17 protein-coding genes and 3 pseudogenes are annotated in these 19,881 nt (G+C 67.7%); 8 read left to right on the forward strand and 12 right to left on the reverse strand.

Features of this window, described 5'->3' with window-relative positions:
* Positions 1-342 precede the first annotated feature (342 nt).
* The 4 genes and pseudogenes from IEZ15_RS40880 to IEZ15_RS40895 form a co-directional block, all read right to left on the reverse strand.
* On the reverse strand, positions 343-1,332 hold the full coding sequence (locus tag IEZ15_RS40880) for a helix-turn-helix domain-containing protein (protein WP_189282045.1): 990 nt from the start codon (positions 1,330-1,332) through the stop codon (positions 343-345).
* Between the two features lie 301 nt (positions 1,333-1,633).
* Positions 1,634-2,269, reverse strand: a complete 636-nt coding sequence (locus tag IEZ15_RS40885; protein ID WP_189282046.1) for a hypothetical protein — start codon at positions 2,267-2,269, stop codon at positions 1,634-1,636.
* Positions 2,269-5,943: a S8 family peptidase gene (locus IEZ15_RS40890; RefSeq protein ID WP_189282047.1), complete on the reverse strand. Its 3,675-nt coding sequence runs from the start codon at positions 5,941-5,943 to the stop codon at positions 2,269-2,271. Before IEZ15_RS40890 ends, IEZ15_RS40885 begins: the two co-directional genes overlap by 1 nt.
* A gap of 575 nt (positions 5,944-6,518) precedes the next feature.
* Positions 6,519-7,142 (reverse strand): annotated as a pseudogene (locus IEZ15_RS40895) (IS5 family transposase); the annotation flags it as partial.
* 48 nt (positions 7,143-7,190) lie between these two features.
* On the opposite strand from IEZ15_RS40895, the gene IEZ15_RS45960 reads away from it, so the two are divergent.
* Positions 7,191-7,349, forward strand: coding sequence for a hypothetical protein (locus IEZ15_RS45960; RefSeq protein ID WP_229846489.1), 159 nt, complete (start codon positions 7,191-7,193; stop codon positions 7,347-7,349).
* Positions 7,350-7,562: 213 nt separating this feature from the next.
* On the opposite strand, the gene IEZ15_RS40900 is transcribed toward IEZ15_RS45960, so the two are convergent.
* Positions 7,563-8,144: a GNAT family N-acetyltransferase gene (locus IEZ15_RS40900; RefSeq protein WP_189282049.1), complete on the reverse strand. Its 582-nt coding sequence runs from the start codon at positions 8,142-8,144 to the stop codon at positions 7,563-7,565.
* Positions 8,145-8,483: 339 nt separating this feature from the next.
* Positions 8,484-9,143: a hypothetical protein gene (locus IEZ15_RS40905; protein ID WP_189282050.1), complete on the reverse strand. Its 660-nt coding sequence runs from the start codon at positions 9,141-9,143 to the stop codon at positions 8,484-8,486.
* A gap of 31 nt (positions 9,144-9,174) precedes the next feature.
* On the opposite strand from IEZ15_RS40905, the gene IEZ15_RS46625 reads away from it, so the two are divergent.
* Positions 9,175-9,306, forward strand: a complete 132-nt coding sequence (locus IEZ15_RS46625) for a hypothetical protein (protein WP_268250504.1) — start codon at positions 9,175-9,177, stop codon at positions 9,304-9,306.
* Here the strand turns inward: IEZ15_RS46625 and IEZ15_RS40910 are convergent.
* Positions 9,299-10,396: a winged helix DNA-binding domain-containing protein gene (locus tag IEZ15_RS40910; protein WP_189282051.1), complete on the reverse strand. Its 1,098-nt coding sequence runs from the start codon at positions 10,394-10,396 to the stop codon at positions 9,299-9,301. The genes IEZ15_RS46625 and IEZ15_RS40910 overlap by 8 nt on opposite strands.
* Positions 10,397-10,482: 86 nt before the next feature.
* The gene (locus IEZ15_RS40915) at positions 10,483-11,517 is read right to left on the reverse strand and encodes an MDR family NADP-dependent oxidoreductase (protein WP_229846486.1); all 1,035 of its coding nucleotides are present in this window, start codon (positions 11,515-11,517) and stop codon (positions 10,483-10,485) included.
* A gap of 119 nt (positions 11,518-11,636) precedes the next feature.
* Here IEZ15_RS40915 and IEZ15_RS40920 point away from each other — a divergent pair, with 119 nt between their 5' ends.
* The 3 genes and pseudogenes from IEZ15_RS40920 to IEZ15_RS40930 all read left to right on the forward strand — a co-directional run bounded on the left by IEZ15_RS40920 (position 11,637) and on the right by IEZ15_RS40930 (position 14,166).
* A complete protein-coding gene (locus IEZ15_RS40920) occupies positions 11,637-12,593 on the forward strand; it encodes a helix-turn-helix transcriptional regulator (RefSeq protein WP_189282052.1) in 957 nt (318 codons plus the stop codon).
* Between the two features lie 317 nt (positions 12,594-12,910).
* Positions 12,911-13,487 (forward strand): annotated as a pseudogene (locus IEZ15_RS40925) (recombinase family protein).
* A gap of 193 nt (positions 13,488-13,680) precedes the next feature.
* Complete coding sequence (locus IEZ15_RS40930) at positions 13,681-14,166, forward strand: hypothetical protein (RefSeq protein WP_189282053.1); 486 nt, start codon at positions 13,681-13,683, stop codon at positions 14,164-14,166.
* Between the two features lie 363 nt (positions 14,167-14,529).
* Here IEZ15_RS40930 and IEZ15_RS40935 read toward each other — a convergent pair whose 3' ends face one another.
* Positions 14,530-15,039, reverse strand: a complete 510-nt coding sequence (locus IEZ15_RS40935) for an NUDIX hydrolase (protein WP_189282054.1) — start codon at positions 15,037-15,039, stop codon at positions 14,530-14,532.
* Positions 15,040-15,143: 104 nt separating this feature from the next.
* On the opposite strand from IEZ15_RS40935, the gene IEZ15_RS40940 reads away from it, so the two are divergent.
* Complete coding sequence (locus IEZ15_RS40940) at positions 15,144-15,428, forward strand: hypothetical protein (RefSeq protein WP_189282059.1); 285 nt, start codon at positions 15,144-15,146, stop codon at positions 15,426-15,428.
* Between the two features lie 586 nt (positions 15,429-16,014).
* On the opposite strand, the pseudogene IEZ15_RS40945 reads toward IEZ15_RS40940, so the two are convergent.
* Positions 16,015-16,605, reverse strand: a pseudogene (locus IEZ15_RS40945) (helix-turn-helix transcriptional regulator); the annotation flags it as partial.
* 62 nt (positions 16,606-16,667) lie between these two features.
* Here IEZ15_RS40945 and IEZ15_RS40950 point away from each other — a divergent pair.
* Positions 16,668-17,252 carry a DinB family protein gene (locus tag IEZ15_RS40950; protein ID WP_189282055.1) on the forward strand — a complete coding sequence of 195 codons (585 nt, stop codon included), beginning with the start codon at positions 16,668-16,670 and terminating at the stop codon, positions 17,250-17,252.
* On the forward strand, positions 17,249-17,710 hold the full coding sequence (locus tag IEZ15_RS40955) for a VOC family protein (protein ID WP_189282056.1): 462 nt from the start codon (positions 17,249-17,251) through the stop codon (positions 17,708-17,710). The genes IEZ15_RS40950 and IEZ15_RS40955 overlap by 4 nt, the downstream gene beginning before the upstream one ends.
* Before the next feature lie 302 nt (positions 17,711-18,012).
* On the opposite strand, the gene IEZ15_RS45970 is transcribed toward IEZ15_RS40955, so the two are convergent.
* Both IEZ15_RS45970 and IEZ15_RS40965 read right to left on the reverse strand, forming a co-directional pair.
* On the reverse strand, positions 18,013-18,300 hold the full coding sequence (locus IEZ15_RS45970; RefSeq protein ID WP_308427505.1) for a recombinase family protein: 288 nt from the start codon (positions 18,298-18,300) through the stop codon (positions 18,013-18,015).
* 285 nt (positions 18,301-18,585) lie between these two features.
* Positions 18,586-19,788, reverse strand: a complete 1,203-nt coding sequence (locus IEZ15_RS40965; RefSeq protein ID WP_229846487.1) for a hypothetical protein — start codon at positions 19,786-19,788, stop codon at positions 18,586-18,588.
* Positions 19,789-19,881 lie beyond the last annotated feature (93 nt).

Raw genomic sequence — 19,881 nt, forward strand, 5'->3', positions numbered from 1 at the left:
CGTCGCCCGCGAGGTCTACCGAGCCCTGACCACCACACCCACGGAACGAACCACTCAAACCGACCTCGTTCCAGCGGCTTGACAACCATAGGAGCATCCAGCGGCTACCACCTGCCCACGCCCGACCACCGACCTGAAACCGGCTCGAAACCGGCCACAAGATCACTCCCCAAACCATGACGGTGGATCAAGGCTGAGGCGGTCTGGCGCCATGCGGGCTCTGGAGGGCACTTCGCAGACCCACAACGGTTCTGACACCGCGCCGGGTTTCGGCGCAATGTACTGGCTCTCCCGCTCATCTCGCGTGAACGTCCTCGGCCGGTGGGCCCGGTGTTCCGGGAGTCAGCTGCCGTCCTGCTCGGCGTCGAGCCAGCCCAGCCGTGCCGCACGGAAGCCCAACTGCATGCGATTCTGCACTTTCGCGGTGTCCATCATCTGGCGGATCCGGCGTTGCACCGTCCGCATGGAGGTGTGCAGTTGGGTGGCGATCGCTTGGTCGGTGAGGCCGGTCAGCAACAGGCTGAGTATCTGTGCACCCAGATCATCGATGGCGGGCGCGTTCTGCAAGGTACCCGCAGAGGTGACGAACGGCATTGCCTTCTCCCATTCGGACTCGAACAGTGCAATCAGCGCGTCGAGCAGGCTGCACTCGTGCACGAGCAGGGCTCCCGCCTTCGCGGCATTGGCGGAACCGAGGAGCGGAACAATGGCCAACTCGCCGTCCACGATGAAGAGTTTCAGTGGTACTGATTCGGCGATCCGGACCACCTCTCCAGCGGCCCGCGCTTGGATGATTTCGTCGAACGACGGAGCTCCCCGGTCGAGCATCGAGCGTTCAACTATCACGCGGTAGCGGACACCCCGCTCCATGACCGCGTCGTCGGTCATGTTGCCGGACGAAAAGAACGGCGCCTTGACGAAGTTCATGACCTCTTTCCGTGCGCCGAGTTGTATGTGTCCGACGCGCTCGCGGATGGCCTCGGTGCCGTGGATCACGTCGACGACCTCCGCTGCGCCGCGCCCGAGAGTGGCCGCGCGGTAGATTTCGTCGAGGGAGTCGAGTTCGAGTTTCGCCAGATTGAGCTCGTTCTGTCGCTGGATCAAGGGCGCCCGCAGCGCCGCCGCCGGCGGGGCGGCGACGAACCGAGTGGTGTCGCCGAGGCTGCGCGCGACGAGCCCCCGGTCTTCGAGCCTGCTGAGGGTGCCCACCACCTGACGGATGTCGCAGCCGATGAGTTCGGCGAGTCCGGTGGGCGTGGCGGAGGCGACCGAGACCAGAATGCGGTAGGTGTCTGCCTCTTCGGGGGTAAGTCCCAGCACGTCCGACAGCATGATGCCTCTCCGTCTGTCCGTCGGTACTCCGGCCTGGCGTCTGTGTCGTGGAAGGAGCTCGCCGGCCTCTCACCAGGGCGAGGCCACCGGAATGCGGATCCGGGTATGCCGTTGGTCCGGTGCGAGCGGCACCGGACCAACGGCCTGATCAAGCGGTACGTGTACGCAACAGTTACTCGCGAACGGTCTGCGGGCGCAGTCCCTGTCCGCATTCGGTGCGGGCTGCGCCGGAAAACGAGGGTCACGGCCGGTGCGAAGCTCACGTCTGGCCCCGGCCGTGCTCCCTCAGGATCGGTTCACCTCAGCGCAGTCGGTACGCCTGGGGAATGGTCTGCTTGACGTTGTTCCCCGCGTTGTCGGTCGCGGTGATCCGCAGTGCGACTCCTCCGGGTGCCTGGTCATGCTTCGGGTGCTTTATGCGCGCGGTGAAGGTGTTCTTCCCGTCGGCCTTGGTGGTCACCGGCTGCCAGGTCTTGCCGCCGTCGAAGCTGGCCTCCGCCCGCAACTCGGTCACGGTCGGTGGCGTGCTGAGCCGATCCTGGTAGTAGCCGGTGACGGTGATGGGGTGAAGCCTGTTGGCCTTTGCGGTGTTGTCCAGGTCCAGGCCCAGGTCGTACCGCAGGAAGATGAGCGGCTCCGGACGGCACGGACCGGGTTCCTTGACAACGACGTCCGCGATGCACGGCTGTGACGTCGGCGTGTCGGATTTGGTCGGCCGGTCGGACGTGTACTCCCACGCGGTCTTGACCCCGTTGGTCTCCGCCTGGAACGTGTAGCGGGCTGATTCCGCAGGCAGGTCGTACGAGATGACGTCGGCCTTGCAGCCCACCAGCGCGAGCATCGCCACGGCTGCCGACGCCGCCAGGTTCACCTTCCGGCGCCACCTCGATGGCTCGGCCGCGTTCATCGGAGCAGTCTCCTTTCCCATTTCGGTCATCACCGCCCGCTCCTCAACATCAGGTCCGACGCGTTGCCGGGCTCGCCGAGCTGGAAGACGAACTCGACCGGGTTGAGCTTTTGCTGGAGTTCGTGGCCGGCGTCGTCGAAGAGGCTTACCTTGCAGGCGGGGGGCTCACAGGCCTGGACCCCGTAGATCAAATGGGCGATACCCGTGTCGTTGAGCATGCCCATCATGGCCTGGCGACCGCCCCCGCTGCTGGTCTGGTACAGGGTGGGCCAGAAGCGGTCGCCCTCCCGGCAGCCGGCGCACGGCAGGCCGGTGTCGGCGGTGAAGCCCGACTTGGTGCGGACCTGGGGCACCGCGCCGGGAAGCGACGGACCCGCGTTCCAGGCGATCGTGTTCTTCTTGCCGAGCGTCAGGTCCTGAGTTTCGCCCGGGCCCGACGGACTTGCCACGGACGGCGCGAGATAGTCCCTGACGGACATCTCGAAGCGGTCGATCGCGTCGTTGTTCCGCGGCCCGACCAACGTGGTGAACTGCCGCTGACTGTCCGGCTTGGGCAGCATGCTTTCCTCTGTCACCGGGCCGGACTTCGTCATCCGGTTCCAGCTGAAGTGGGGAATCGCGCCGGGCTGGTCGGCGTGGAAGCGGTGATCGACGCGGTCGAGATCCTGGGACTGGACCTGGTAAGGCAGGTTGCCGGGAACCCGACCGGGGGAGTCGAAGGCCAGAGCGTAGGCCTTGGACACTTCGCGGTTGCCGCCGAGTTTGATCCGGACGCCGGACTTCGCTCCGCCCTCGATCCGCTGGATCAGCGTGGCGGCCTGGGCCGGGGGTACGGTCACGATCGGCAGCGCTGCGTACGGGTCGACCGGCGGGCAGCTGTCGGGACCGTCGCACTTGTACTGCCGGAACGACTCGTACTTCAGCAGGGCGACCCGATCGGTTTCGCCGGTCACCAGCACCCCGACCGCGCCCGCGGCGGCAGCCGCCGCCACTCGCGTGCGCAGTGCGGTGAAGTCGCAGGTCTTCCCGCAGATGTCGGTCGGCTTCAGCAGCACCAGCGCACCCTTGGCATCGACCTTGGCGAGCTCCTCGGCCGAGCCGGTGCCCGCGTAGACGACGGGCTTCTTCCCGTTGGCGGGCAGTCGGGGAATCGTCGACCGCACGAGGGTGCTTACGGGCTTCCCGTCTTCCGTCCACCTCTGGTTTCCGCCGTTTATGGTGGTGTCCGGTGTCGCGTAGCGGGCGTCCAGGTCGAAGGAGTCGCCGTTCCCCGTGACCTTCATCGTCACTGACGGCGGTACCAGGACATGCCGGCTGAAGAAGTCGAGCGTGCCGAGGCTGACCTCACCGGCGGTCGGCAGTGCCCACCAGTTCGGCTCACCGGGACCGTATTCGGCGGACAACGACGCCGTGATCCCCCAGTCTCCGTCCACGGAGGTCCGCTGGGTCTTGAAGAGTGCCGCGTATGTCTCGGTTCGCTCCGGGGTGTTCACACTGATGGGCTTGACCTTCCGAAGGTCCAGCTCCACCGTGGTCGCCCCGGTGACCTCCACCTCCGGCACCATCGGTGCGGCCTTCTGCAGCTCGCCGGCCGCGTCCCGCCACGTCACCCCGAGGGCCGCCGTGACAGTGCCGCTGAAAACCCGTGCCTTGATCGTCTCGCCGCCCGGTACCGTCAGCGGCGTTTCGTACAGGCCCAGCTTGTCCTCGTCGACCGGGACGATCAGCGCGCTGCCGTACGAGACATCGGTGGCGCCGGCCGGAGGAATGACCTCGATGTTCAGGTCGTGGCGGATCGGCTCCACATAGGTCGAGATCCGCGATGATCCGAGCAGTGTCCCCGCGCTGTCCTTGGCGGTCAGGACGCCGGCGTATGCGCCGTACTCCCCGGAACTGTCCACCGCCCTGCCGTCCATGGTCACCGCCACATCGGCCGAGCCCTTGGCGGGCACGGTGACCTGGTCGGCGCTGAGCGTGAACAGCCCCTCCGGTGCGGGCTTGCCCGCCCGGGAAGCCGAGGCGGAGAGCGTAAGAGTGATCGGCTCGTCGGTCCAGTTGGTGTAGGTGACCGTCCTGGACATCGGCGAGTGCGGGTATTCGGCTCGGCCGAAGCTCAGGTTTGCGTCGGGGGTGATCTTCGGATCGACCGCGCGGGCCACGTCCACCCGGCCGGCGCCCTGCGCGAACAGGTCGTGCCCGAGGTCCTTGGAGGTCGCCATCAGCAGCGACTTGATCTGCCGCCCGGTGAAGTCCGGGTGCTGCTGGGCGATGATCGCCGCGGCACCGGCCATATGGGGCGTGGCCATGGAGGTGCCGCTGGCGGACGTGTAGTAATCGTCCACGGGCTTGCCCATCGCGGTGCCCTTGGCCCGGGCGGCGGTGATGGCGACGCCCGGCGCCGAGATGTCCGGCTTGACCGCGCCGTCCCCGACGCGGGGTCCGCGGCTGGAGAAGCGGGCCATCTGGTCACTCTTGTCCACGGCCGCGACGGTCAGCGCCTCGTCGGCGGCACCTGGCGACCCGACCGTCTCGGAGTCCGGGCCGGCGTTGCCCGCGGCGATGACGAACAGGGTGCCGTAGGTGCGGCTGAGCGTGTTGACCGCTGCGCTCAGCGGGTCCTTTCCGTCGGAGGGCGCGCCGCCGAGGCTCATGTTCACCACGTCGGCACCGGACTTGGCGGCCCACTCCATGCCGGCGATGACCGCGGAGCCGGCGCACGAGCCGTCCGAACCGCAGACTCTGCCGATGGCGAGCTTTGCACCGGGCGCCACACCGCGACGCAGCCCGTCGGAGGCCTGTCCGGTGCCGGCGATCGTGGACGCCACATGGGTACCGTGTCCGTGTTCGTCCACCGGACCCTTCGGGCTGTTGGTGAAGTCAACCGCCTCGCTGATCTGGCCGGCGAGATCGGGGTGGGTGGCATCGATGCCACTGTCCAGCACCGTGACCTTCACGTTCGAACCGTCGTAGCCGCGTTCCCAGGCGGCGGGGGCGCCGATCTGCGGTACGGACTGGTCGAGCTGCAGTTTCGTCAGCTCGTCCAGCCACACCTTCCCCACCCCGGCCAGCGGGCCGGTCGCCAGGGAGGCGGCGGCGGACTTGCCGGTGTTCTTCTTCCGCACCTCTCGCCACCACTGGCCGTTGCCCTTGATGCTCATCGAGCGGGCGTTGATGCTCGGCAGGACGGTCTTGGCGGTCGCACCGGCGGGGTTCGCCGCTGTCCGGGCATTGGTCTTCCCGGTGTAGGTGGTAATCACCGGGACCTCGCTGGTCTTGCCCTCGGCCGCCCAGTCGGCCAGCTTGGCGAGGTTGAAGAGCTCCCAGTCCAGCAGGTCGGCACGGAGCAGCGACAACGCGTCTTCCGGTACGACGTAGACCTGGTCGTTTCTGGTGACGGTGTGAAAGAGAACCGACTCGTTCCCGGGCCGCGTCGCGGGCTCGATCTCACGGACGACTGGCTTCCGGTCTTCGGTGATGCCGATCTGCACCTTGTCGCCGGTCACCAGCGTCAGGGACAGGTTCGCCCGTTTTCCGGCGGCAGCCTGGAGAAGGCTGTCGTGGACCGACGCGGGCAGGTTGAGGGAAGTAGGGGAAGACGGAGCCGGAGTCGGGTTGGAGGCATTCGCTGCAGTGCTCGACATGACCGTCCCGAGGACGGTGATGCCGACGGCCGCGGTGACCAACCGTCGCCTGAGACGCCTCATCGCGAGGCCTCCTGCACTGCCGTTGTTCCGGGTTCGCCATGAGAATGGCGCGGTGGATGCATGAGCGTCTCCAACTCTTCGCGAGAAAGAAGTACTTGCTGCATTCGGCAGATACTTTCCGGCTCTGCACGGACCGAGGCAACTGATTGGCAGTGGCGGATTTCTTCCATGTCGCAAACCCGTCACGACATTCGACCGGGAGACCGGCGGAGGAACGCCAAAGCGCTAGCGGGAAGAGAAAAATGCCGGCGTCGCGTTCGGGAATGTGGAGCTGCGCCGATGATGCGGTGTATCAAGCGAACCGGTGCGGACGTCAGAAATATCGGTTGTGCCCCACCTTTTCGAGGTTGCTGCTGATTTCGGTAATACGGAGGAGCAGCAAGGTATTTGGTTTCCCGTACAACGGGGTGCGCCCCTGGCGCAAGGGCGTGCCTTGCGCCAGGGGCGCGGTCAGGAAAGGGCTCCTGTGAGGGTCAGCGAACGGCGTAGGCCTTGATCAGGGTCTGCTCGATCTTGCTGCCGTTGGTGTCCCTGTGCCTTGACGCACAGGGACACGTGGCCCGAGTCCGGGTTGCTCACGGACACCTTGTAGCTGCCGTCGCTCTTGCTCTTGACCTTCGCGGGCTGCCCCTTGGGTGAGGACTGTACGCCGCGCGGTGAGGCCAGCTACGGGAGGCCCGCTTCACACGGACGTCTGCGCTGGACCGATCGGCCCGCACCGCACGACACCGGGGGACCGACCTGGTCCACAGCAGCGGGTGCCTGGCACCGTCGCGGTCCTGAATGTTCGCTGCCACGGCATGGACCGCGAGCAGTAAGCCGAGGGTGTCCGTGACGATGAACCTCTTGCGCCCCTTGACCTTCTTGCCTGCGTCGAAGCCCCTGGTGGCGGCCGGGACGGTGTCGGCGGTGCGGACCGACTGCGAGTCGATCAACCCGGCGCTCGGCTCGGCGTGGCGGCCGTCAGCCTCGCGGACCTGGCTCCGCAAGGCGTCGTGGATCCGTCTGACCGTGCCGTCGTCGTGCCACCACGAGAAGTACCAGTACACGGTCTGCCAGGGAGCGAAGTCCCTCGGCAACTGACGCCAGGCGCAACCGGCCCGTACCACGTAGAAGAACGCATCCACGATCCGCCGCCGCGGATCAGCTGTTACACGCTGGACCGCCGGATCCTGGAGTGGCGCCAGGACGGGTTCGACGCCCTGGTTCCCTCTCTGCGCCAGTCCCAGCCGCGCACGCCGCCGGAGGTGGTCGAGCTGGCGATGGCGCTGAAGAAGGAGAACCCCGAGCGCACGGCCGCGCAGGGCAGAAGGATTCTGCGGGCCCAGCTGGGCTGGGCGCCGGACGAGCCGGTACGGCTCGCGCTCGACGACACCGACGCCCACCCGTCGATCGCCGGGTGGTAGTTGGTGTGCTGGGAGTGGTGTGGGCTGGGGTGTTGCGGGTTGATTGAGAACCAGTCGGGAGCGGGCCGGTCGGGGTGGTGGGCGGTCTGGCCTGGGAGTGTCTCATCTTTGTTGAGAGGGCTCGGGCTTGTTGTATGTAGCGCCCCGCCACGACGGTCCGTCGCCCGTCACGGGCGACGGACCACCAAGAGGAGACACTCGAATATCCCCTGCTCAGCTCGCTCGTTCAGCGTGCTCAGCCGTCCTCGCCTTCCATTGGTCTGCAGTCATCCGCCAGACGACATTGATCCCCACTTCGCCAGGAGCGACGGGTCCTTCAGGTGCTCGTGTGCGTTCAATCTCAGTGAATCCCAAGCGGAGGGCGATGGCTCCGCTGGCAGGGTTGGCAGCATCGTGATGGATCTCTATGCGGTCGATGCCCGCCAGCTGGAAGCCTTGGCCGACAAGAGCCGCCGTGGCCATCGTGGCCAGACCCCGTCCGGTCCAATGAGGGTGAAGCCAATAGCCGATGTCCAGGCCGCCCGCACCGATGCGGCGAAAGAGGCCACAGCTGCCGATCACCGCAGCATCTGACGTGATCGCAAAGCCGAAGACTTGCCGGGCCTCCCACTCTGCCTGGCTCCGGGCAAGGAAATCGGAGGTCTGCTGTCTGCCGTGGTCGGCTGCCCAAGGCATCCACGGCGCCAGATGGTCCAGAGACTCGTAGACCAGGCGTTCCAAGGCGTCGAGATCGCTCATGCGCCACCGGCGCAATTCAACCTGGTCAGAACTGAGACTTTCGGCAGGCTCTTCCATGCACCGGATGCTCTCGCAGCCCGTCTGAGGCCGACAACGCATTATCAGCTGCCCCGTTGCCCAAACAGGCGCGGTCGGGACTCCTCAGCCCGGAGTGCTGTCATTTCTCGTGAACATCTACGGAGGCTCGGCCCCTCCCTCACCTCCCGAACTGGTGGACAAACGCTGCTGTTGTTAGTGAACGAAGCCAGCCCGGGCTCTGGCAGCAGGGGGCGCAGGTAGATGAAGGCGGCGGTGCTCAGGCGGGCCGGATCGAGCAGGCCCAACACCCGCCGGAAAGTCTTCCCGCTCTCCTGCCCCACTGATCAGCGTGAACCGGGACAACCCGCCTGAATTCCGTTAGTTGGGCTCGCCTGCCGTTCCATGAGGAGGGCGCCCGGCGTCAGGAGCGGCTGAGCTCGTGACCCATTCGGTGAGGGCGGTGAGGGCGTCCACCGGGTGTCTGGCACGGATCCGGATCCTTCGGTAGCGGTCGCCCGGCACCGGAAACTGCGGAGATCGGTCCCATCTGCGGGCAAAGCGCCAGATCCAGGTGCCGTGGTGAAGCCTTCGGGCCGAGGCGAAGCCGTGGTCACCGCGTAGCCGTACCTCCATGTTCAGCGGTTCGCGGAACGGAGTCAGCTCGGTCGTGTCGTAGCCGATGCGGAAGCTGACCTCGGCGTCCTTCCAGTCCAGCCGATCGGCTTCCGCGATTCGCTCGCGCGCGATCCGGGCGCCTTTGCGGAGGAACACGGGGTCATGGATGACCAGGGCGTCGGTCTCCAGGGCGAGCCGGGGTCTGGACAGCAGCGCCCTAACAGTCTGCACCTGAGCCGGAACGGTCGCGAAGGACGCCGCACCGGCTGCCACGGCCATCGCGGTGCCCAGCACATCAGGCTGCCCCGCGACGGCGCCCAATCCGAATGTGAGGGCCGCCAACGGCAGGCCCAGCCCCCACGGAAGCATGGCGAACATGGCGAATACGGCCCGCCATCGTGAACGGACAAGCGCGATGTCCATGACCGGCGATGCTAGGCGGCCAGGGTCGGCCATGCCAATATCGCCCACGCCCTCGGACACCATGGACGACTACGACGCCCACCTGGACATGGACTTCAGCGTGCTCGGCGAGGACGAGGCGGGCCGCCGCAGGAGGGGGAAGCGTCCCGTCGTTCTCAGGTAAACGTGACCCTCCGCCTGGCCGCATCAGGTGCGACGAAGGCGAGAAGTCGCTCGGCCTCGTCCAGTACTGCCTGCGTGCCCGCTTGCGACAGCGGCCGGAAGGGGGCGATGAGCAGTGCAGAGCCCTTCACCGACCATGTGCCGTGGACGAATCCGTCAACGAGGAAGGTGGGCCGCACCATGGCCTGACCCGGCATGACCAGCTTGCGGTCTGCATCGCTGATTACTCGGGCGCGGTCCGTGTGCCCGAGGAGGAGGTTGTCGAAGGCGGGCAGAAATCGCACTGGGACGGGCAGGTCTGGGTCGGCGAGCGGCGCGCCGGGCAGGTCGAAGAGCTCAGTGCCCCGCTCGTCGTGGAAGACGTGCAGCTGTGACCGCAGCCCGTCGAGAGTCTCACGCAGGCGGGTCAGCCCCGACCATGCCTGGATGTCCATGACGCCGGCCGGGCCGAACGCCGCCAGGTACCGGCGGATCATCGCCTCGACCCGTGGCGCCGCCATCGGTCGGCCGATCCAGTGCTCCGCGAGGGTGATGGCGATGCCGGGGCGGTTGCCCCAGGCGCCCCACGCGCCGGTGGCCGGGGCGTGCACCATCGGTACCCGCAGCTCCACCGCCCCCGCGAGCACGCGGCCGTCGCGGCCCGGGAAGCGCTCGGCGAGCGACAGGGCGAGCTTCCGCCGAGGCAGGGTTTGGCCAGCCATCAGCTCCCGACCGACGTCGGTGAGCTCGGCAATGTTCAACCCGGCGGTCTGCGCGGCGAAATACTGCGCCCGGGCGGTGCGGTCCAGGACGGGCTGGACGACGGGCCGCAGCCGGCGGAAGTCGTTGCTGCTGGTCAGGTGCTGGGTGCTGCGCAGGGCTGCGGAGCGCACCACGCGCCCGTCGCGGAGCAGTGCCGTCAGGTCGTCATGCCGGAAGTCGGCCAGCCGGGTCCACAGCCCCACATAAGGCCAGTTGGGCTCCTGCCCCTGCAGAGCGACCAGGTGTTCGACGACGTCGAGTACCGGGCGGGAGGTTCGGGCGGCCAGGAACTGTCGCTGGAGCAGTGTCCGGTTCAGAGTGCGGGTGGAGAGCACGGATGCGTCGGTCATGCGGTGCCGGTTCTCCTTGGATGTGGCGGGGACGTCACCGGGAGCGCTTCGCCCGTCCGTGTGTGACGGGCGGCACGTTTCGATGCTCAGCTGGCGACCCTGACGGAGACGTTGCCCTTGTAGCTGCCCTTCAGCAGGGAGACGAGCGCCTGGGGAGCTGCCGAGAGGCCGCCTTCCACGATCGTGTGGGGGAACACGAAGCGGTCCTCGCTCAACCATGTGCTGAAGTGCTCGGTCCACGCCGCGACCTGCTCCGGGGTGTGATAGGTGGAGAACGGCAGGACCGCGATCCCCTTGGCGGCCGCCGCAGTGAGGTCCGGCTCGGGGAACCGGTCCTCGTGGTCGCCGATCTGAGTGGCCAGCGCGCCGCACAGCGCGAAGCGGGCCCCCGGCGCCGCCGCCTCGACCGCCGCATCGAACTGTTCTCCGCCGACGTTGTCGAAGAACACGGTGATGCCCTCGGGCGCCAGTTCCCGCAGATGATCGAGGACGGGACCGTCGTGGTAGTCGAACGCCGCGTCGAAGCCGAGCTCGTCAACCAGGTAGTCGATCTTCGCCTGGCTACCCGCGCTGCCGATCACCTTCGCGGCGCCCCGGCACTTGGCGATCTGCCCGGCCAGCGACCCGACGCCGCCCGCCGCGCCGGAGACGAAGACGACATCGCCGGCACCGGCCTTGGCGACCTCGGACATCCCGTAGTAGGCGGTGGGCCCCTGGCTGAGGTAGTGCACCGGGCTTGGGAAAAGGTCGGGGTCCAGCCTGGGGTACTGGTCGGCAGGCCCGGTCGAGTACTCGCACCAGCCGGCCATGGTGCGTACCAGGTCACCGACGGCAAGTTCCGCACTGTTGGACCGCACGACCGTGCCCACCGCGCCGCCGCCGATGCGCTGGCCGACCTCCCACGGCGGGATCGGAAGACGGGAGTCGGCCCGCAGCATCTCCAGGTACGCCACCGACAGACCCAGGTAGTCCGTGCGGACCAGTACCTCTCCCGCGGCCGGCTCGGGCGTCGGCACCTGTACGAGGTCGAAGGTGTCGGTCCCGAGGTCTGCCTTCAGGTGTTTGGCCAGTCGCACCTCCCACATCGTGTCGGGGGTCGTCGACATCGTGCTGTCGGTCATGGTTCTCCTCGTTTCGATCAGTCGGCGTACCCGGCCTGGGCCCGTGCCGTTCTCGTGAGACCCACGCTATGAGCCATAGCGGTCACTTTCCGACCTCAATTGCCGCCATCCTGGAGGGCATGGCGAACACAAGCTCACGGACTCTGCGGCTGCTGTCCCTGCTCCAGACCCACCGGCACTGGCCGGGCGGCGAGCTGGCCGACAGACTCGGGGTTTCTGCGCGTACCCTGCGGCGCGACGTCGACCGGCTGCGCGAGTTGGGCTACCCGGTTGAGGCCAGTCGCGGCGTCGATGGCGGCTACCAGCTCACGGCAGGCGCCGCCCTGCCGCCGTTGGTGCTCGACGACGAGGAGGCGGTCGCGCTCGCCATCGGGTTGCGTGCGGCCGCCCAGGGCGCGGTTACCGGAATCGAGGAGTCCTCGATCCGCGCGTTCACCAAGGTCGTGCAGGTCATGCCGGCGCGACTGCGCCGACGGGTCGACGCCCTGCGGGTGGTGACCGTGCCCTCGGTCGAGGGCAGTGGGAAGACTGTCGAGGCCGGTGTGCTGACCGCCATCGCGCAGGCGTGCCGGGACGAGGAACGACTTCGCTTCTCCTACACCGCCCGCGGTGGCGAGCGCAGCGCCCGCCACGTCGAGCCCCACGGGCTGGTCTCGCTCGGGTACCGCTGGTACCTGGTCGCCTACGACCTGACTCGGCAGGACTGGCGCAGCTTCCGCCTCGACCGTCTCGACGGTCCGCGCGGGACCGGAGAGCGGTTTCGCCCGCGCGAGCTACCTGCCGATGACGCCGCGGCCTTCGTCCGTGCGGGGAGCGGCGGCGACCCCGTTCCACACACCGTCGAAGCGCTGGTGCACGCCCCCGCAGCGGCTGTTCGCACGCGCGTTGGCCCGTGGGCGACGGTCGAGGAGGTCGACGAGCAGCGGTGCCGGGTACGGATGACCTCGCAGACCCTGGACTGGCCGACTCAGGCACTGGGCAATGTGGGTGCGGAGTTCGAGGTGCTCGGCCCTCCCGAGTTCGTCGACTTCGTCCGGGAGTGGGCTGCCCGCTTCACCCGTGCCACCGGCTCGTGATGTCCGGTGCCGGAGGTCCGCCGTCGCAGGCCAAGCGATCAAGATCTTCAATAAACCATCGGTTGTTGGACACGCGGTCCTCGCCGTCGACACGCCGGGCCGGAATCCGCTTCTTGCGTCCAACAAGGGTGTTCAACAACCGGGGGTGTTCAAAAACGCTGTACAGCCCCTTTCTGTACGGCGCCGTGCATGACGACGACAGCTGAGTGGGCGGACGCTGACAGCCCCTTGGAGGCATTCCCCGCGAACTGGTCGCTCGGATCGGCTACGGACGCGTTTCCACGAAGGGGCAGCTGCTCGACCGGCAGGTCACAGCCCTGGAAGCAGCCGGCTGCGTGCGGGTCTTCCCGGACAGGAAGTCCGGGAAGAACGCGGAGCGCGAGGAGCTATGGAAGTGCCTCGACTGCCTCCGCACCGGCGACACCCTCGTGGTGCCCTCCCTCGACCGGCTGGGACGCTCGATCCATGACCTGATCGCCATCGTCTCCGGGCTCCGCAAGCGGGATCGGCTTCCAGCCGCTGCACGAATCCCCCGACACCACCACGCCGGACGGGCGCCTGGTCTTCCATGTGTTCGCCGCGCTCGCCGAGTTCATCCGGGAGCTGATCGTGCAGGGCACCCACGAGGGCTTGGCCGCCGCGCGAGCCCGCGGCGAACGGATCGGCCGTCCGCCCGCCATGACGGAGGAACAGGTCCGCCACGCCCGCGGCCTGCTGACCGATCCGGAGAACACGATCACGTCCGTCGCCAAGCTGCGCTGGGGCCCCCTGCCTGACTGCTGGGCAGCTCGGCCGGGCGTGGCGGGAGACTCGCCGATGAAGACGGAAGCTGACCAACTCCCTCCGAACACGATGGTGAAGTACAGCGCCGCGGGTATGCGGGTGGCGCGGTGACGTCCGTCTGTCTGGGCTGGTTCCTCGGCCCATCGCGACGGTTCGGGCTCCGGTGGCTCCGTGTGCAGGCTTACCGGTTCGCAGATGCGTTAGATCCGTATCCGCCGCGCACTCGGTGGGCGCCGGCCACGCTGTTGCACCCTGTCGACCTTCCAGTCCCGGATGCTCCCACCGAGCTACGCCTGGATCTGCTGTGGCAGAGGCTGTGAGCGCGGGGGTGGAGAGACCGGGAGGGCTCAGGGAGCCGCGCAGCCGGTGGGAGTACGCGGTGTTCGGGGCCGACCAGCTGGTGCTGTGGCACGGGCGTACCCGTCCGGGCCTGCTGGACGCCCCGCTCCGGACCCGGGCGGTGGTACTGCTCGGAGTCTGCCTCGCTGACCGCGCGACGGTCGCCAGCCTGGACGGTGCGGCGGTTGCCGAGGTCCGGCTCGCTGATGCCGCGGGCGTGCTGGAGAGGTACGTCGCGTCCGCACTGGAGTCCTGCAGGACGGTCCCGGGCGGTGTCGGCGAGGATGTTGTCGACGAGCTGCTGAATGCGTACGGGCAGCCGCTGTTGGAGGAGGCCCGCCACGCGGCGCGCGAGACCCTGGCGCACCACATGTCCGACAGCGGTCCGCGCGTCCGCCTTGCTGACCGGCGTCAGGCCCTGCTCGGCAACCGGGGCCTGCAGTCGTCGTGACTCATGACGGCGAGGAATCGGATGGTGCGTCGTCCGTGCGGCCGGTTCCGAGAGTGCGTCGTGGGCTCTGCGGGGCCGGGATGGGGGCCCCAAGCACTCCCACGGGCCCGCAACTCGCTGAGCTCTGGGAGATGGACGCCGGGCAGTCCGTCGAGAAGGTCGGCCGTTGAATTGACACACCCCCTGCTCGACCTCTGCATCCAGATGCCCTCAGCCGTCCTGCAACGTCTCCTCGGAGTCAGTCCCTTCGTAGCCGAACGATGGGCAGCGGGAGCTGTCAGAACCGCCTACGCAGCCGAGGTGGCCCGCCGATCACGCGAGCCAGATGACGGCCGATCGGGCCAGGTAGATGTCGGTGGTGCCTCAGTGCTGGACCAGGCCGCCGACCGGGACGGGAGCGACGTGGCCGGTTGCCGGAACGGTCTGCGCCAGGGCGAGGCCGATGTCGACCAGCGATGATCGGCGGAGCCAAGCGACCTCGGGGATCGAAGTCCAGACCGACTCGGTGGTCTCGCCGTTCGGCTCAGGCCGGAGTTGGCCGCCAGTGATACGAACCTGGTAGAAGATGCCGACATTCTGGTGCGCAACTCCCGCACGCGCGGTGGCCGCGGGGATCACCCTGGAGTCCACGCCCAGCAGACGTTCGACCACTGCGTCGCAGCCGGTCTCCTCGGCAACCTCCCGGACCACCGCGTCGAATGGATCCTCCGCGTGCTCGACCGCACCGCCCGGAAGAGTCCAGTTCTTTGACGCGTGATGGGCAAGCAGCACCCGCCCGTCCTCGATGCACACGGCGTACGCCGCTAGCCGGAAACTTCCCCGCTTCAGCTCGCCTGCAATCGCCTCGGCTACGCCTTCTGTCTCTTGGATCATTGGATCATCTTGGCCCACTTCAACTCGAAACTCGCAACCGAAATGGCAGTTGCCCATACGGGGACGGCGACCGCTTCGAGAGTGCCCAAGCGCCCTCAGCGGCTGTGAGCCCGGAGCTATTCCGCAGCCTCGAATATCCGAACCTGCCGACACTCGCGGAGAAGGCGGGCAAGACCGGCTACATCAAGCACGCCACCGCCGTCCGCAAGGCCGGCGGCGAAGGCGCCGAGTACCCCGAGCCCGTCCAGGACGTCTCCGGTTCCGGCACGGCGCTGATGGAGTTGGACCTTCTCTGCACTAAATCGATGAGTGAGAACCGACGGGCCCGCTCTTCAGACGATCACTTGAACAGAATCTGGCTTGGGGAAAGGCACCATGTCCCAGCCTGAGGGCCAGCCTCGTTCACAGGGGTCTCCAGCTTCAGCCTCAAGTAGTCGAGGGATGCGCCACATCCACCAGTCTCCCTCGTCATCGCCTCGGCCGGGCCACTGGATCGTTGCCGCGCGGAACCGCTCATCGAGGTCATGGAGCCTTGGTTGCCATTCGGACTGGACGCGTGGAGGCAACAGAGGCCAGACACGCGCCAGCGCGCTCCGACACCAGATGTCGTTGTCCAGCTCTGGCGCGCACCATGAATAGCCCTCTTCCACCCCTGAAACTTCGCCGCCCCAACGCGCGAGCAGTGAGTGGAACGTGCATGGCTGTCCGCCGGCCCAGCGGTCAGCGCCAGAAGAGACCAGAGCAGCGTGTACGGCCTCTTGCTCCTCTGTTGTCAGGAACATCCCGTCGGTGGGTCCATGCGTTTGATCCATGCGTTGACTATCGCAACGCAGGCAGCTCTTGCGCTGGCCCATTTGTGAACGGGGGTTTCTGATGAGGAACGACATCGACGTACCAGCAGCAACAGCCCCGATCCGCGACAGCCGAACATGGCCGTCCATCAGATTTCGATGTACACGGGACAACTCATGCGACCTCGAGGTCGTAGGCGAGGAGGTAGCAGCGCCGGTCGGAAGCGACCAGGCGGTAGGGCTCGACCCGCCGCCGTCGCACCTCGCTCCCGGACGGGTAGTCGAAGCCTGCCTCGACCTCGTCGCGGCAGGCTCTGGCCAGCGGCATGAGCACCTCGGGGTCGACCGGCGTGCGGCCTCCGCCAAAGGACTCCACCGAGCCGGAGAGCGCGCGCACCTCGTGCCGAAGCCGGGTGGGCAGCACCTGGTCGAGCTTGGTCAGCGCCCGGAGTGCGGCGTCGCCGGCGCCGGCAACCGCGTCACCCGATCCGGCGAGCAGTGAGACTGCGGTGGCGATCGCCTCCTGGTCGTCGAGAAGCAGCGGCGGCAGGTCCTGCCCCGGGCCGAGTTGGTAGCCGCCGCCGACACCCTGGCTGGCATGCACCGGATAGCCGAGCGTGCGCAGCCGCTCGACATCACGCCGTACCGTGCGCGGCGTGACCCCGAGCCGGCCGGCGAGCTCGGGGCCGGTCCAGACCTGGCGTTGCTGCAGCAGCCCGAGCAGGGTGAGCACCCGCTCCGTCGTGCCCCGCTCGTTATCGCTTGCCACGTCCATGTCGCCCACCCTCTCAGCAATAGCGGACCGATCCTGTCCGCCAGAGGTGTCACGGTGGCTCCATGGATGCAGACAAACTCGACTGGAACTGGACTCTGCGCGAGCAGTGGGAGGTCCACTGGAAACATCAACTCCGAGCCCGGCTAGAGGGCCTCACCGACGACGAGTACTTCTGGTCGCCGGTGCCAGACGCCTGGAGTGTGCGGCCGCGCGGCAGCTCGACGGCGCCAGTGCAGGCCGGTGCCGGGGACTTCACGATCTTCGCTGCCCCGCAGCCGGTCCCGGCGGCCTTCACCACGATTGCCTGGCGACTCGGGCACGTCATCGTCGGCGTGCTGGCTGCGCGCAACGCGGCGCACTTCGGCGCGTCGGCGGCGTCATACGAGAGCTGGGAGTACGCCGGCAGCGCGGCCACCGCACTCGACCAGCTCGAGGCCCAGCTCGACGTCTGGCTGGCCGGGGTACGCAGCCTCGGCGACGCCGGGCTCCGGGTCCCGATCGGTGAGAAGGAGCCCTTCCCCGAGGCGCCCATGGCCGATCTGGTGCTGCACATCCACCGCGAGCTGATCCACCACTTGTCCGAGGTCTGCCTGCTGCGCGACCTCTACCGGCACACGAATCCCGCTACGAACGGAGCAACCCTATGAGCCGCCACATCCAGGTCACCTTCGACGCCCATGACCCGCGGGCGCTGTCGTCCTTCTGGCGCGACGTACTGGGCTACGTCCACCCCGGCCCGCCCGGGGTGGACCTGCCCGAGGGCGCCGACCCGCTGGCAGCGTGGGACGACTTCCTCGCGCGGGTCGGCGTACCTGAGGAGCAGCGCAACTCGAAATCGGCCATCGAGGACCCGGACGGGCACGGCCCACGAGTGTTCTTCCAGCAAGTGCCAAAGGACAAGGTCGCCAAGAATCGCGTCCACCTCGACGTCCGTGCGGCTCCCGGACTGCAGGGAGAGGAGCGGATGGCGGCACTGGAGGCCGAGTGCGACCGGCTCGTCGCGCTGGGAGCGACGCGGGTACGTCGCTACGAGCCCGCTCCCCCGATGAGCGCAGGCTTCATTGTGATGGCCGATCCGGAGGGCAACGAGTTCTGCCTGGACTGACGCAGCTCAGCTGTAGTCGCGAAAGTCATGGCCGGTCTTGCGGCCGAGGCAGCCGACATGACGAGTTGCTCCAGCAGCGGGGAGGTCGCGAAGCCGGGCTTGCGGAACTCCAGGTAGAGCTCGCGCTGGATCGCCGGCGACACGTCGTTGCCAACCACGTCGAGGAGCTCGAAGCGCCGGTATTGCCTGTATCTCGGCTGACCCCGCACTTCGGGCTCAACCGTGCCAGTGAAGGGTTCAGCGCGGCCCTGTGCTTTCACGCGGAGACGCTCGAAGCCGCCCTCGCCAACGAGCCTGCCGCGTCACGGACACCTACGCGACGCATCCATGCAGCTCAGAGCCCATCCGGCCAGATCGACGATCGGTAAAGCGGCCGAGCCGCTTGAGTTCGTGGACGGTGAGGACGACCTCCTGGTGGGGAGCGGCCTCCTTGATGTCGTACGCGAGCTTGAGCGCCTTCTTTCGGGGCGGACCTTGACCCGGGTGCTGATCTTCTCGGAGAAGATCCGCTTGCAGACGGGTTCGAGCGCGGCGAGCTGGCTGGCGAGTTCCTGCTGCGCGGTCGAGCAGCGGGCGTACCCGATCCGGATCGGCTGGGCGGGTCGCGCCGCCGGGGCGGCTTCGACGGGCGGGCCCGGCTTTCACGGCCACCCGGTCCGCGGTCGTCGGGCACCAGCTCCTCCAGCTCCTCCCGCAGGGCGGGGACGAGGATGAAGCGGGCGGTGTGGTACTTCGTCGCGGTCCTCCCGCCGCGGGTGCGGCACGGACTCCCTGCTGGGACTTCACACTTCGGACAGTCGTTTCGTTCTACCGCTGTGACTGGGCATTCGAGTTGGCATCATCCGCCAGATGACGTGCTCAGTACGGGGTGGTGCTCAGGGGGCACGGAAGTTCTTCGTGTCCGGGTACGTCACATGGGTGCAGCCGCGCCGCTTCGTGATGTCGTCAACGTACGCGCGGAACAGGGCCGACAGCGTCTGGGGGCCGAGCACGTTGTCATAGGTGTAGCTGGAGCTGAGGGTGTGCAGGGCGGGCTTGCCGTCGCAGATGGAGGAGGCCCACCACGCGCCGCTTGCATGTCCGGCCGTTCCCGCTGTGATGATCTCGTCCTCGCCGCCACGGACGTCGTATCCCACCGTGCGCGCCTCTGCGCCGAAGTAGGAGACGGTGCGCAGCCACCACGGCGAGTGAGTGAGCGCACTGCGAGCGTAATCGTGGTCGTCGTCGTGCAAACCGTCGGCGATACGGCCCACCTGGTCGGGGCTGACTGCTAGAAGGCAGCTTTCGATGGGGGACGCGTCCAGGGCAGGTGCCGCGAGGGCGCGGTCGGGAAGCCGGCCTTGCCCTCGCTCCTCGATGTGTCGGGCAAACCAGCGGCATGAACCGTCCGTCGCCTGCGCGGGGCGGAGGTCAGACGGTACGGACGCCAACTGGTGGTCAGGCAGGGCGGGCAGCCGGCTCTGGCAGCCGATCCGGTCCGTGAGCTCCTCGGTGGCCGAGCGGGCGATGTGGGCGAGGCGCTCACGGTCCGCTGCAGAGACATCCTCGTAGTCGGCGCGGGCCGTAACGTTCAGCAGCTTCGGGGCCGTCGTGCGGCTGCCAGGGCCGCACTCGGCGCGGATGGTGGTGTACCAGTTTCCGTACCGGCCCAGGGTGCCATCGCCGATTGGTCGCGGTTCGGGGCGCCGGTCGGCGATCGCGGTGACATCGGATTTCTGACTGCCGCGACTGTCGCGGAACGGCTCGAGAGCGCTGTCATCACCGATCCGGTGCAACGGCGCGGAAGTGTCACTGCCCCGCACCGTCAAGGTGAACAGGCCCGTGGTCTTACCGGGACCAGGCACCTTGTAGACGGTGCAGGAACCGGGCAGCTCGCCCACATCGAGCCTGAACTCGTCGTAGTCGCTGCCCTTTGCCCGGACCATCCCGCCCTGCAGGTCCATCACCGCGGCCGCGGACACAAGCCGATCACACGCCGCGCTGATGTCGCGCTCGCTGGAAGCGCGGTCCCGGATGTCATCGAACGTCAACCAGCCCGCATACAGACTCAGCCCGATCCCGCCATACTGAAGTTCCACCCTCGGCCTGGACAGCCTGATACTGGGACGACAGGTCCCGGAGGAAGCAGTTCCAGGTAGTGAGCAAGAAGAGCAATACGAGCAAGCGGTACA

Origin of the sequence: Streptomyces atratus, from assembly GCF_014648655.1 — a bacterium.
GTDB classification, from domain to species: Bacteria; Actinomycetota; Actinomycetes; order Streptomycetales; family Streptomycetaceae; genus Streptomyces; species Streptomyces atratus.

Bases quoted from the DNA above. Each gene is read 5' to 3' on its own strand.
- IEZ15_RS40900 (WP_189282049.1), bottom strand. From the start codon at position 8,144: ATGGAAGAGCCTGCCGAAAGTCTCAGTTCTGACCAGGTTGAATTGCGC.
- IEZ15_RS40910 (WP_189282051.1), bottom strand. From the start codon at position 10,396: ATGACCGACGCATCCGTGCTCTCCACCCGCACTCTGAACCGGACACTG.
- IEZ15_RS40890 (WP_189282047.1), bottom strand. From the start codon at position 5,943: ATGAGGCGTCTCAGGCGACGGTTGGTCACCGCGGCCGTCGGCATCACC.
- IEZ15_RS40905 (WP_189282050.1), bottom strand. From the start codon at position 9,143: ATGGACATCGCGCTTGTCCGTTCACGATGGCGGGCCGTATTCGCCATG.
- IEZ15_RS40885 (WP_189282046.1), bottom strand. From the start codon at position 2,269: ATGACCGAAATGGGAAAGGAGACTGCTCCGATGAACGCGGCCGAGCCA.
- IEZ15_RS40880 (WP_189282045.1), bottom strand. From the start codon at position 1,332: ATGCTGTCGGACGTGCTGGGACTTACCCCCGAAGAGGCAGACACCTAC.
- IEZ15_RS46625 (WP_268250504.1), top strand. From the start codon at position 9,175: ATGCCAATATCGCCCACGCCCTCGGACACCATGGACGACTACGACGCC.
- IEZ15_RS40915 (WP_229846486.1), bottom strand. From the start codon at position 11,517: ATGACCGACAGCACGATGTCGACGACCCCCGACACGATGTGGGAGGTG.
- IEZ15_RS40935 (WP_189282054.1), bottom strand. From the start codon at position 15,039: ATGATCCAAGAGACAGAAGGCGTAGCCGAGGCGATTGCAGGCGAGCTG.
- IEZ15_RS40955 (WP_189282056.1), top strand. From the start codon at position 17,249: ATGAGCCGCCACATCCAGGTCACCTTCGACGCCCATGACCCGCGGGCG.
- IEZ15_RS40950 (WP_189282055.1), top strand. From the start codon at position 16,668: ATGGATGCAGACAAACTCGACTGGAACTGGACTCTGCGCGAGCAGTGG.
- IEZ15_RS40920 (WP_189282052.1), top strand. From the start codon at position 11,637: ATGGCGAACACAAGCTCACGGACTCTGCGGCTGCTGTCCCTGCTCCAG.